The 12,981-nt window shown below is 69.9% G+C and carries 10 protein-coding genes; 5 read left to right on the top strand and 5 right to left on the bottom strand.

Annotated features, from left to right (window positions below; translation table 11 throughout):
* Positions 1-27: 27 nt before the first annotated feature.
* Complete coding sequence (locus tag ABZX02_RS04150) at positions 28-2,004, bottom strand: maltotransferase domain-containing protein (RefSeq protein ID WP_355294641.1); 1,977 nt, start codon at positions 2,002-2,004, stop codon at positions 28-30.
* Positions 2,005-2,245: 241 nt separating this feature from the next.
* Here ABZX02_RS04150 and ABZX02_RS04155 point away from each other — a divergent pair, with 241 nt between their 5' ends.
* The 5 genes from ABZX02_RS04155 (at position 2,246) to ABZX02_RS04175 (ending at position 8,324) form a co-directional block, all read left to right on the top strand.
* Complete coding sequence (locus tag ABZX02_RS04155; RefSeq protein WP_355294642.1) at positions 2,246-3,826, top strand: protein kinase; 1,581 nt, start codon at positions 2,246-2,248, stop codon at positions 3,824-3,826.
* A 2-nt stretch (positions 3,827-3,828) separates the two neighbouring features.
* Positions 3,829-4,254, top strand: coding sequence for an Imm10 family immunity protein (locus ABZX02_RS04160; RefSeq protein WP_355294643.1), 426 nt, complete (start codon positions 3,829-3,831; stop codon positions 4,252-4,254).
* Between the two features lie 76 nt (positions 4,255-4,330).
* A complete protein-coding gene (gene glgP, locus ABZX02_RS04165; RefSeq protein ID WP_355294644.1) occupies positions 4,331-6,919 on the top strand; it encodes an alpha-glucan family phosphorylase in 2,589 nt (862 codons plus the stop codon).
* A 301-nt stretch (positions 6,920-7,220) separates the two neighbouring features.
* Entirely contained in the window at positions 7,221-7,766 is a 546-nt protein-coding gene (locus tag ABZX02_RS04170) for a hypothetical protein (protein ID WP_355294645.1), read from the top strand.
* 240 nt (positions 7,767-8,006) lie between these two features.
* A complete protein-coding gene (locus tag ABZX02_RS04175) occupies positions 8,007-8,324 on the top strand; it encodes a hypothetical protein (protein WP_355294646.1) in 318 nt (105 codons plus the stop codon).
* A gap of 71 nt (positions 8,325-8,395) precedes the next feature.
* On the opposite strand, the gene ABZX02_RS04180 is transcribed toward ABZX02_RS04175, so the two are convergent.
* The 4 genes from ABZX02_RS04180 to glgX form a co-directional block, all read right to left on the bottom strand.
* Positions 8,396-9,508 carry a hypothetical protein gene (locus ABZX02_RS04180; RefSeq protein WP_355294647.1) on the bottom strand — a complete coding sequence of 371 codons (1,113 nt, stop codon included), beginning with the start codon at positions 9,506-9,508 and terminating at the stop codon, positions 8,396-8,398.
* A 43-nt stretch (positions 9,509-9,551) separates the two neighbouring features.
* On the bottom strand, positions 9,552-9,941 hold the full coding sequence (locus tag ABZX02_RS04185; RefSeq protein WP_355294648.1) for a rhodanese-like domain-containing protein: 390 nt from the start codon (positions 9,939-9,941) through the stop codon (positions 9,552-9,554).
* Positions 9,938-10,525, bottom strand: a complete 588-nt coding sequence (locus tag ABZX02_RS04190) for a cysteine dioxygenase family protein (RefSeq protein ID WP_355294649.1) — start codon at positions 10,523-10,525, stop codon at positions 9,938-9,940. Before ABZX02_RS04190 ends, ABZX02_RS04185 begins: the two co-directional genes overlap by 4 nt.
* Before the next feature lie 244 nt (positions 10,526-10,769).
* A complete protein-coding gene (glgX, locus tag ABZX02_RS04195) occupies positions 10,770-12,884 on the bottom strand; it encodes a glycogen debranching protein GlgX (protein ID WP_355294650.1) in 2,115 nt (704 codons plus the stop codon).
* Positions 12,885-12,981: the final 97 nt, after the last annotated feature.

Genomic DNA, 12,981 nt, shown 5'->3' on the forward strand with positions numbered 1-12,981 from the left:
CCACCTCGTCGGGGGTTGTGCGGTTGATCAGCTGAAACGGCGCTGCAGGCTCACGACGTGCGCGGTGGCGCGCCACGGTTCGAGGCGGATGTAGTTCGCCTGCCCCCAGTCCCACGTCTCGCCGGTGACCTCGTCGTGCGCGATCACGCGTTCGTGCCAGTCGAACCCGAGGGCCGGCAGGTCGAGGTACAGCGTCCCCTCCTGCGCGTGGTGCGGGTCGAGGCTGACGACGACCACGACGGTGTCGCCGCTCTCCGGGTCACGCTTGGAGAAGGCGACCACCGCGTCGTTGTCCACGGTCTGGAACTGCAGCGTGCGCATCTGCTGGAGCGCGGGGTGCGCCTTGCGGATGTGGTTCAGCTTGCGCAGCCACGGTTCGAGGCTGCGCCCGTCCGCGAGCGCGCGGGCGTAGTCGCGGGGCCGCAGCTGGTACTTCTCGGAGTTGAGGTACTCCTCGCTGCCCGGCTTCACGGCCTCGTGCTCGAACAGCTCGTAGCCGCTGTACACGCCCCACGTGGGGGAGAGGGTGGCCGCGAGCGCCGCGCGCAGGCCGAACATCGCCGGGCCGCCGTGCTGCAGCGACTCGTGCAGGATGTCCGGCGTGTTCACGAAGAGGTTCGGCCGCGCCTCGTCCCAGTGGTCGCGGACGTCCTCGCCGAACTCGATCAGCTCCTGCTTGCCCGTCCGCCACGTGAAGTACGTGTACGACTGGGTGAAGCCGAGCTTCGCGAGGCCGTAGAGGCGGGCCGGGCGGGTGAAGGCCTCCGCCAGGAACAGCGTGTCCGGGTAGACCTCCTTCACCTTCCAGATCAGCCACTGCCAGAAGTCCGGCGGCTTGGTGTGCGGGTTGTCGACCCGGAAGATGCGCACCCCGTGCTCGGCCCAGAAGAGCACCACGCGCAACACCTCGTGGTAGAGGCCCTGCGGGTCGAGGTCGAAGTTGATCGGGTAGATGTCCTGGTACTTCTTCGGCGGGTTCTCCGCGTACGCGATCGTGCCGTCGGGCAGCGCCGTGAACCACTCCGGGTGCTTGAGCACCCACGGGTGGTCGGGCGCGCACTGCAGCGCGAAGTCGAGCGCCACCTCGAGGCCGAGGTCCTTCGCCCGTGCGACGAGGGCGTCGAAGTCCTCGATCGTGCCGAGCTGCGGGTGGATCGCGTCGTGCCCGCCCTCGTCCGCGCCGATCGCCCACGGTGATCCCGTGTCGTCCTGCGTCGCGACGAGCGTGTTGTTGGGGCCCTTGCGGTTGACTCGGCCGATCGGGTGGATCGGCGGGAAGTAGACGACGTCGAAGCCCATCGCGGCGACGCGGTCGAGCTCCTTGGTGGCCGTGGCGAACGTGCCGTGCACCGCCTGCCCGGTCTCGTCGATCCCGCCGGTGCTGCGCGGGAAGAACTCGTACCAGGAACCGAACGCGGCCTTCTTCCGGTCGCACCAGATCTTGTGCGTCTTGCCCTTGGTGACCAGCTCGCGCACGGGGTGCTCGAACATGACCTTCTGCACCTCGGCGGCGAGCGCCGGCGCGACGCGTTCGGCCAGCGGCCGGTCCTCGTCGCGCAGTGCTTCCGCGGCGGACATGAGAAGTGCTCGCTCTTGTCGCCTATCGGGTCGCTTTGCCACTCGATCGAGTAGCCGGGCCCCGATTTCGAGATCATTCGCGAGATCACCGGGGCCCTGCCCGGCGGCGATCTTCACCTCAACGGCGTGGTTCCAGGTGCCCCAGGGGTCACTCCACGCATCGATCCGGAACGTCCAGGCGCCCTCGGCGTCCGGAACGACCACCGCACCCCATCTGTCGAGGCCGATTCCGACCTCGTGCATCCGGGTCTGTCGAGCGACTCGGTCCTCCGGTCCGCGCCAGCTGACTGTCGCCGCGAGTTTGTCGTGCCCCTCGCGCCACACCGTCGCCTGGACCGGAATGTGTTCTCCCACAACGGCTTTGGCTGGATACCTACCAGCCGACACCACCGGGGATACGTCGTCGATACCGAGCCGTCCGCTCATCGGCAGCGCCCTTCCGCCGTGTCAGTCCACGTCACTGCGTCAAATCCTGCCTTGCTCGATCAAGCCGTCTGACAGCGGGTTACCCCATCCAAGTCCGTACCCCGTCACAGTCGATCGCACACCTAGAGCGCTGATCGTGTCCAGGGTCTCTCGGCCACGTTCCCGGCATTTGGTGTCCTCTTCATTGGACTCTTCGCGACAACTCACCGTGTTAAGAGGGCGCTACGGGTACCGTGCGCGCGTGAACAAGCTTGGAGGCCGCTACGTCCTGCTCGATCAGCTCGGCGCCGGTGCGATGGGTGTCGTGTGGCGTGCGCGCGACGAGTTCCTGCACCGTGACGTGGCGGTCAAGCAGCTGCTTCTGAACGACGTCGAGTCGAACGAGTTCCACGAGGCCGTGCAGCGCGCCATGCGCGAGGGCCGCATCGCCGCACGGTTGCAGCACCCGAACGCCATCGCCGTCTACGACGTCGTGGTCGAGGACGGCAAGCCCTGTCTCGTCATGGAGTATTTGCCGTCCCGCAACCTGTCGTCGATCCTGTCGGAGCGCGGGACCATGCCCGCGGCGGAGGCCGCGCGCATCGGGTCGCTGGCCGCCTCCGCCCTCGCCGCCGCGCACGGCGCCGGCATCGTGCACCGCGACATCAAGCCGGGCAACGTCCTCATTGGACGCGACGGCACGGTCAAGATCACCGACTTCGGCATCTCGCGCGCGCTCGGCGACGTGGCCGTGACGAAGACCGGCATGCTCGCCGGCACCCCCGCGTACCTCGCGCCGGAACTGGCCCGCGGTGCCGAGCCCGCGCCACCCTCGGACGTGTTTTCGCTCGGCGCGACGATCTACGCGATGACCGAGGGCGAACCGCCGTTCGGCAAGAGCACGAACGACCTGGGCCTGCTCTACAAGGTCGCGCGCGGCGAGACCCGCCCGCCGGTCCGCTCGGGCCCGCTCACCGGCCTGCTCACGAGGCTCCTCGCGAACGAGCCGTCGCAGCGCCCGACCGCCGCCCAGGCCGCGGAGGAGCTGAAGGCGATCGCCGCGGGCCAGCCCGTGCCCACCACGCGCGTGATCCCGCCGCGCCCGATGACGCCGCCGTCCGGCACCGCCGTGATGGGCGCCGCCGGCCCCGCCACGCACACCCCGCGACCGATGCCGACGCAGCAGGCCCCGCGCACCCGTCCGCCGGCGCCGCTGCCCGCGACCTACGACGACGACCGGTACGACGACTACGAGCCGGAGCCCGAGCAGAAGAAGAACCGCGGCCTCGTGATCGCGGCCGTGGTCCTGGGCGTGCTGCTGATCGGCGGCATCGTCTACGCGATCGCCACGAGCGGCAGCGACCAGGACCGCACGGGCCAGGGCGGCACGTCGTCGACCCCGAAGGCCACGTCGCAGACCCAGGACCCCGCCTCCGAGAAGCCGACGGCCGCGCCCACGACCACGACGGAGAAGCAGACCTCCCAGACCAAGCCGCCGCCCACGACCACCACGAAGCCGCCGCCCAAGTTCACCCCCAACCAGGTCACCCAGTTCGTGAAGACGCATTACGGGAAGCTGCCCGGCAACGTCGCCGGCGCCCGCGCCGACTGGGACCCGGACCAGGCGCCGAGCGAGGCGGGCGAGAAGGCGTTCTGGGGCAAGTACTCGAAGGTCGTGATCAAGGAAGGGCCGCTGGTCGAGGCCGACGACGGCACGTTCACGGCCACGACGGCGCTGGAGCTGACTGTCAAGGACACCGACGAGAAGGTGGCCGCCGAGCACATCCTCACGATCTCGGGCAAGGGCGAGAAGCTCCTGATCACCGGCGAGGAGCGGAACTGACGGTGCGGCTGACCTCGGCCGAGATCGGCTACTTCGAGGACCTCGAGGACGAGGAGGTCCTCGAGGTCGCGGTCGCGGGGCTCGACGAGTCCGGAGCGCGCCGGTCGTTCTCCATCCAGTGCTCGACCGGTGAACCGGACGAGCAGGACGTCCAGTACGGAATGGACACCCACTGCGTGTCGACCGAACGCGGCGCGACGCTCTACGGGTGCCTGCGCGCCGTGCTGCTCGAAGGGACCGTTCTCACGCTCGAGTTCGTCGCTGAGGACGCCGAGGTGCTGGAGATCGCCCCGTCCGTCGAGGTGGAGCTCGGTGACGCCGACGTCACCGAGCTGGGTGGCAGGCTCCACGACCTCCTGGAGCGGGGAGCGTCCGCCAAACGCCCCGACCTGCGCATCCAGGCTGCTCACGGCCCGTCCCCGTCTTGACCGGTTCTGCAAGTCGTTGCAGGTCTGACCGGGAACGTTGTCAGGCACTCAGGGGTGGCAGGTAAGTTCGCTCGTCATGCGAGCACTTCGCCGGTTCACCGTCCGAGCCAGCCTGCCGGAGCCCCTGTCCGCGCTGAGCACGCTCGCCACCAACCTGCGCTGGACGTGGCACCCGGCCACGCAGGACCTCTTCTCCTCGATCGACCCCCGCGTCTGGTCCGAGGTCGGTGGCGACCCGTTGCGCCTGCTCTCCGTCGTCGACGCGGGGAAGCTGGAACACCTCGCGAGAGACGAGCAGTTCCTGCTCAAGCTCCACGCGCTCGCGAGCGATCTGGAGCGGTACGTCGGAGGTCCGCGCTGGTACCAGCGCCGGCAGGACGAGATCGCCCAGCGCCGTGAGCACGGGGCGCCCGACACACCGTTGCCCACCAGCGTCGCGTACTTCTCGATGGAGTTCGGCGTGCACGAGGCGCTGCCGAACTACTCCGGCGGTCTCGGCATCCTCGCCGGCGACCACCTCAAGGCGGCCTCCGACCTCGGCGTTCCGCTGATCGCCGTCGGCCTGCTCTACCGGTCCGGGTACTTCCGGCAGTCGCTGTCGCTCGACGGCTGGCAGGTGGAGCACTACCCGGTGCTCGACCCGCGCGGGCTGCCGCTCGAGCTGCTGACCGAGCCGTCCGGGCTGCCGCTGCTGGTGCACGTGGCCATGCCGGGCGACCGGACGCTGCGCGCCAAGATCTGGAAGGCGCAGGTCGGGCGGGTCCCGCTGCTGCTGCTCGACTCGGACGTCGAGCAGAACGACGAGGACCTGCGTGGCGTCACCGACCGGCTCTACGGCGGCGACCAGAACCACCGCATCCGCCAGGAGATCCTCGCGGGCATCGGCGGCGTGCGCGCCGTGCGCACGTTCTGCGAGCTCACCGGTCACGCGCAGCCCGAGGTCTTCCACACCAACGAGGGCCATGCGGGCTTCCTTGGCCTCGAGCGGATCCGCGAGTACATCACCAACGACGGTCTCGACTTCGACCAGGCACTTACGGCCGCGCGCGCCGGTGCGGTGTTCACCACGCACACGCCCGTGCCCGCGGGCATCGACCGGTTCCCCGTCGACCTGGTCCAGCACTACTTCGGCGCCGAGAACCTGGTGCCGGGCGTGAACACCCAGCGCATCCTCGCGCTGGGCGCCGAGGACAACCCCGGCATGTTCAACATGGCGCACATGGGGCTGCGGCTCGCCCAGCGCGCGAACGGCGTGTCGAAGCTGCACGGCGAGGTCAGCCGGGACATGTTCCGCGGCCTCTGGCCGGGCTTCGACGCCACCGAGGTGCCGATCGGCTCGGTCACCAACGGCGTGCACGGGCCGACGTGGGCCGCGACCGAGATGAACAAGCTCCTCGGAGCCTCGGAGGCGGACACCCAGAGCACGTCCGGGTTCGGCATCGGCTCGTTCGAGCCGGTCACCGACGCGGGGCTGTGGGAGCTGCGGTCGACGTTGCGCGGCCGGCTCGTCGACGAGGTGCGCAGGCGCTTGCGCGAGTCGTGGCTGCAGCGCGGCGCGTCGGCGCTGGAGCTGGGCTGGACCGACGGCGTGTTCGACCCGGACGTGCTGACCGTGGGCTTCGCACGGCGCGTGCCCACGTACAAGCGCCTCACGCTCATGCTGCGTGACCCGGAGCGGTTGCGTTCGCTGCTGCTGCACCCCGAACGGCCCGTGCAGCTCGTCGTGGCGGGCAAGTCGCACCCGGCCGACGACGGTGGCAAGGCGCTGATCCAGCAGATCGTGCGCTACGCCGACGACGCGGGCGTGCGGCACCGGATCGTGTTCCTGCCGGACTACGACATGTCCATGGCCCGGTACCTGTACTGGGGCTGCGACGTGTGGCTGAACAACCCGATGCGCCCCCTCGAAGCGTGCGGCACTTCCGGCATGAAGGCGGCGCTGAACGGCGGCCTCAACCTGTCCATCCGCGACGGGTGGTGGGACGAGCTGTACGACGGCTCGAACGGCTGGGCCATCCCGACCGCGGACGGCGTCAACGACCCGGTCCGCCGGGACGACCTGGAGGCCAACGCGCTGTACGACCTGCTCGGCTCGCAGGTCGCGCCGCTGTTCTACGACCGCGGCGAGGACGGCGTGCCGACCCGCTGGATGTCCATGGTCCGGCACACCCTGGCCTCGCTCGGCCCGGTCGTGCAGGCCTCGCGCATGGTCCGCGAGTACGTCGAGACGTACTACGCGCCGGCCGCCGCGTCCGCGCAGAACGTCGTGGGCGAGGGCTACCGGGGCGCGAAGGAGCTGTCCGCGTACCGGCACCGGCTGCGCGCGTCCTGGACGCGGGTCCGGGTGCTCGACAGCGACCTGGTGATCAGCGGGTCCTCGGTGCCGGTGCTCGGGGCGCCGGTCATCGTCCGGGCGCGCGTCGAGCTGGCCGGGCTGGAGCCGTCCGAAGTGGACGTCCAGGTCGTGCTCGGCAAGCTGTCCAACGACTCCGACGAGCTCAAGGAGATCGTGTCGGCGCCCATGAACTACGCGGGCAACGGCAACTACGAGGCCGAGGTGCCGCTGCCGCACGCCGGGTCGCTCGGCTACACCGTCCGCGTGCTGCCGCGCCACGGCCTGCTGGCCACCCCCGCGGAACTGGGCAGGGTCGTCCTGGCTAGTTGACCGTTTTACGAGGTCGCACAGGGCATCCGGTTCGTCGTCCAACGGCGAGCTGGATGCCCTGATCTGTTCGTCTTCCTTGTTGCCTGTTCACTGCTCGTGACCTGCCGCAGGCCTGTACCCCGCAAAGCCCTTAACTCAAACGAATGACTACTTTTTCGAGCGGGTGAATTCGTGATCTCCGCTGGTAGGGGCCCGGATGCAGGCTTACGCTCCTGGACATGGAATGAACCGCACCGGAATTCGCTGAGTGCATTTCCAGGGGCGGCTCCAAGTGAATTGCGCATTGAGGAAGAAGGTAGCCGTGAAGAAGACGATTACCGCACTCTCGCTCGTCGCAGCATTGTTCACCGCCTCTGCCGTCCCGGCTGCCAGTGCGTCGCCCGCCGCGCCAGAACTCCCAGCCGCCTGCGCCGGTCTCGTCCAGGACCTCGCCGGAAAGCTCACGAAAACAGTCAGCAGTCTGCTGCCCCTGCCCAACGTGGGCGCGGTGACACCGTTGATCGGAGACCTGCTCGGCCTCGTGACAGCCATGCAGAGCTCCGGCTGTCTGCCGACACCGCCGGTGAGCGTGCCGGGCGTGCCGCTGCCGGCGAAGGCCGCCGAGTACACCGGTCCGGTCGACCAGTGCCTCCCGGTCGTGATGAACCTGATCTCGAGCATCGCCGGGCTCGGCGGCACGGTGCTGGGCGCCGCCAGTGGTGCCCTTCCTGACGTCGGCAAGCTCACGGGCCTGCTGACCACGTTGCTCAAGACCGTCACCGACCTGCTGAGCAAGTGCGGCCTGCCGGCGCCTCCCGGCGGCCTGCCGACGCTGCCCGGTCTGCCGCTGCCGGTCCAGCAGAGCTAGTCCGTTCGCGGGGTGGGAAAGGGCCCGTCACCGGTCTCGGTGACGGGCCCTTTGCCGTGTGCGGAGCGTGACATTCCGTTTGGGTCGGAATAACCTGGTCGAGCTGCGGCGTCACCCGTTTGTTGCAGTTCAAGGGTTTTCGAGTAAAGCACACAATGGTGCGACTGATTCGTAATCGCTTCCGATCTGTGGTTAATCTGCAATTGCTCGATCCGCTGCTCGAAGAACGGCAAACTGCAGATGATCAAGAAGGCAATCGTCCTCGGCGCCGCTATCGCGGGCATGGGACTCTTCGCGTCGACCGCGCACGCCGCTCCCACCCAGAGCCGCGACGTGCTGGACACGCAGCTGGTGGGTCCCATCTCGATCACCGCGCTCTCGCACAACCCGTGGACTCCCGGAAACGGCAACGTCACCGGATCGGGCAACATCGGAGGCAACGGCAACAACGTCGGGAACAACAACAACGGCGGTAACGGGAACAGCAACGGCGGTAGCGGCAACAACGTCGGCGCGGGCAACGGCAACGGCAACAACGCGCCGGGCTTCCCGGGCTGACCCACCGCGGAGGAATCGCCGGAATCGGCTGCTCTCCGGCCGCCCGAATCGGGGCGGTCACCTTCCCCAGGTCAGCTGATCTCCAGGCGGGCGCGGGTCGCCGCCACCCGCGGACTCCAGCCCGCGAGCTCGTGCGCCTCGGCCACGAGTTCGCGGGCTTTCGCGTTGTCGCCGTCGGCCATCCACGCCCGCGCGATCGTGACCAGGTCGTCCGCGCGGCCGTGCGCGTCCTCGCTCGACTCGGCCGAGTGGCCCGCGAGCCGGCGGGCTTCCGCGGTGTCGCCCTCGATCAGCGCGATGATCGCGAGAGATCCGTTGGCGCGCGTCTTCGGGTACCCGGCCTCGTAGGCGTTGTCGAACATGCTGCGCGCGGTCTCCAGTCCGACCTCGGCCGGGAACTGGCCCGCCTCGACCGCGAGCACGGCGATCCCGGCGGTCGTGGCCATGACGAACGCCAGCTCACGGGTGGTCAGGCCCTCGCGGCCGGTCAGCCCGATCGCCGTCTGCAGCGCGTCGAGGTACTGCTCGCGGGCGCACGACGTGACGACCTTCAACCCGGCCACGACGAGCAGGTCGGGGTGGTCGCGGGCCAGTTCCGCCTGGATCCGCTCGGCCTCGTCGAGGTCGCCGCGCTGGTAGGCGTCCATGCCGGCGGTCACGCGCGGCCGCGCCTCCAGCTCGTCCAGCGGCCGGCCGGTCAGCCTCGGCAACCGGAAGAGGTACCAGCCGAGGCTCGTGTGACCGGCCTTCTCGACCGGCAGGAGCTGCACCACGAAGCAGCCGGTGGCGGCGAGCGCCAGGCCCTTGCCGAACGACGACCCGGCGGTGAGCCAGAGCAGGGCCGCGACCGCCGCGCAGAAGACGATCGCGAACACTCCGGTGAGGACGGTCCGCCGCCGCACCCCCGGCTTCAGCCCGGTGGTCCCGATCGTGGCGAGCAGGGGGATGGTCCGGAGCACGATCCGCCGGTGCGGCCGCGTCCACGACTTGAGCTCGGCGCCGACGCCGATGATCAGGTGGGTGATCCGGAGTCCGAAGAGGACGGCGCCGAGCGCGAGGCCCGCCTGCACCGACGTCAGTTCCACGAGCAGGCCGACCAGCGCACCGGCGAGGCCGAGGTGTACCTCGGGGAACGTCCAGGCGACCGTGCCGGCCAGCACCAGCGCCACCACGACCCTGCGCACGACTGTCACGATCAGCAGACGCTACCGGCGGGTCCGCGGTTCCTCAGACCACGGGGGCGGAGCCGCCCTCGCGGATCGGCAGCCCGGCCGCGCGCCAGCCCCGGTACCCGCCGACGAGGTCGGTCGCGTTCGGCAGGCCGATCCGCTGCAGGTCCCTGGCCGCGAGTGACGACGCCCAGCCCTCGTTGCAGACCACGACCACGGTCGTGTCGGCCGTGAAGCCCGGCAGCCGCCAGTCGCCCTCCGGGTCGAGCCGCCACTCCAGCACGATCCGCTCGACCACGACCGAGTTCTCGATCTCGCCCTCGGCCAGCCGGTTGTGCGCGGGCCTGATGTCGACGACGAGCGCGTCCTCGAGCGCCAGGACCTCGTGCGGTTCCAGCCGCTTCAGGTGCGACCGGGCTTCGTCGAGGATGGTGTCGAGGCTGCTCACGGGCCCTCCAGGTCGGCGAGCTGACGAAGCTGCGCCAGCGGCAGGCGTTGTGCGGGCAGTGGCGGGATCGAGTCCGGGATGTCGGCCAGCGAGGCGTACTCGCGGGTCGGCACGAGGGGCGGCGAGTAGGCGTGCACGGTCGCGGCCGGCGCGTCGAACGGGTTCAGCACCTGATGCGCCCGCCCCGACCCGAAGCCCAGCGCGTCCCCGGTGTCGCGCACGGCCGAGCGGATCGGCCCGGCGGGGTAGCGGTAGTCCTCCCGCAGCTTCCCGGTGAGCACGGTGAACGACCCGGCCGACCCGCCGTGGTCGTGCGGCTCGGTGCCCTGGCCGGGCAGCCACGACAGCAGCCACAGCTCGACGCCCTCGGTCAGCCCCAGGCGCGCCCACCAGCGGCGTTCGGTCGAGTAGTCGAGGATCTGCAGCAGCCCGGTGGTGAGCTCGCTCGCCACGAACGAGGTGAGGTCGCGCAGCTCGCGGGGCGTCCACAGGTCGCGCGACGGGTGGATCACGTCGCGCAGCAGCCTGCTGTCCAGCACGGGGTGGAGGTCGAATTGATCTTGATCTGCATACGTCGAGGTCACGCACTCGCTCCTGAAGGCCGCGTCGTCTTGGGGTAGCGATCAAGACGCGACGCAGGGCGCTCCGGTCAGCGCGTGCGTCGCGTCGAGCTACACCCGCACGACGCCACGAGCACGAGGTCGATCGTGCGGTCGGTCCAGCAGTAGACGACCACGGGCCTGATGGTGCCAGACGCACTCTGAGTGTGGCTAGAGCGTCCATTTGGCGGAAGAACGTCGGACACAGAGTCAAGTAACCGCAAGGACTTCAGCGTGGAATGCGCAGCAGCAGCAACGAGCGCGCGGGCACCTCGAGCTTGCCGCGCGGCGCGAGCGAACCGGGGTGCGCGGGGGAGCCGTCCGCCGTCGTCGTGTCGAGGAACGGCTCGTACGACGGCCCGTAGCGCTCGTGCGGCAGCGTCACCGTGATCGCCTCCGCACCGGCGTGCATCAGCATCAGCCACGAGTCGTCGGACACGAGCTCGCCGTCCCTGGTGCGCGACAGGCAGTTCGAGCCGTCGATGAACATGCCGAGCGTGCGGCGGCCCTCGTCGAACCAATCCGTCTCGGCCATCTCGTGGCCGTCCGGGCGGAACCACACCAGGTCCGGGTTGCCGCTCGGCGTCGTGCGGCCCTCGAAGAACTCGGGCTGCCGCAGCGCGGGCGACGACGCCCGCAGGTCGATCAGCCGCTGCGTGAAGCCCAGCAGCGCCTCGCTCGCGTCGCTCGTCGTCCAGTCGACCCACGACACGTCGTCGTCGAGGCAGTACGGGTTGTTGTTGCCGCCCTGGGTGCGCCACATCTCGTCGCCCGCCGTCATCATCGGCGTGCCGGTGGACAGCAGCAGGGTGGCGAGCAGGTTCCGCGCCTGCTTCGCCCGCAGCGCGAGGACCTCCAGGTCGGACGTCTCACCCTCGGCGCCGCAGTTCCACGACCGGTTGTCGTTCGTGCCGTCGCGGTTCTCCTCGCCGTTGGCCTCGTTGTGCTTGTCGTTGTACGACACCAGGTCGCGCAGCGTGAACCCGTCGTGCGCGGTGATGAAGTTGATCGACTGCCACGGCCGGCGCAGGTCGTCCGCGTAGAGGTCGCTCGACCCGGACAGCCGGTACGCGAGGTCGCGCACGGACGTGTGGCCGCGCCAGAAGTCGCGGACCGTGTCGCGGTAACGGCCGTTCCACTCGGCCCACTGCATGCCGAAGTCGCCGACCCGGTAGCCGTCGCCCGTCGCGTCCCACGGCTCGGCGATCAGCTTCGCCCGGCACAGCACCGGGTCCGTCGTGATCGCGGTCAGCAGGGCGCTGTCGCGGTCGAAGAACCCGCCGCCCGGCCGCCCCATGGTGGAGGCGAGGTCGAACCGGAAGCCGTCGACGCCCATCTCCTCCGCCCAGTACCGCAGCGAGTCGGTGACGAGGCGCACGACCTGCGGCGACCCGGCGTCGAGCGTGTTGCCGCAGCCGGTGATGTCGACCGTGCTGCCGCCACCCGCGTGCAGGTAGTAGCCCGGCGCGTCGTAACCGCGGAAGCAGATCGTCGGCCCGCCCGGCCCGCCCTCGCAGGTGTGGTTGTAGACGACGTCGATCAGCACCTCGATGTTCGCCGCGTGCAGGGCGGCGACCATCGTGCGGAACTCCTGGATCTCGTTGCCCGGCTCGCTCGCATAGGCGGCGTGCGGCGCGCAGTAGCCCAACGGCGAGTAGCCCCAGTAGTTGCGCGCGCCCCTCTCGATGAGCGACGGCTCGTCCTGGAACGCCTGCACCGGCAGCAGTTCGACGCTGGTGACGCCGAGCCGCGTCAGGTGCTCGATCGCCGCCGGGTGCGCGAGCCCGAGGTACGTGCCGCGCAGCTTCTCCGGGATCTCCGGGTGCTTCTTCGTGAAGCCCTTGACGTGCATCTCGTAGACGACGGCCTCCTCGAACGGCACGTCCGGCTTCACGCCGGTGTCCGCGCCGCCCGGCGAGCTCACGACGCTCAACGGCACGCTGCCGAGCGAGTCGACCGCGGACGGCGGCCCGTGCATCGGGTCGCCCACGTACCCGAGCGCGGCCTCCAGGTTCGTGATCCCGCCCTCGATCTGCCGCGCGTACGGGTCGACCAGCAGCTTCGCCGGGTTGCAGCGCAGCCCGCGCCCCGCGTCGTACGGCCCGTGCACGCGGAACCCGTACCGCTGCCCCGGTGTGACGCCGGGCACCAGGCCGTGCCAGACGCCGAACGTCCGTTCGGTCAGCTCGACCCGTTTCTCGGTGCCGTCGTCGCCGATCAGACACACCTCGACCGCGTCCGCGACGTGCGACGTCACCGCGAACCGGACACCGCCGGCCTCGGCGTGCGCCCCCAGCGGGAACGGACGGCCTGCCAGCACCTCGGACTCGGGTCGAGTAGCCATGCCTCCGATCTTGGCATCCGACACCGACATAGAACTTGAGAGTTCACACAGGCGGCGCAGCGCCCTCACCCGGCGTGAGGTGCACCCCGACGTGTGG

This window comes from Lentzea sp. NPDC003310 (assembly GCF_040610935.1).
Lineage (GTDB): Bacteria > Actinomycetota > Actinomycetes > Mycobacteriales > Pseudonocardiaceae > Lentzea.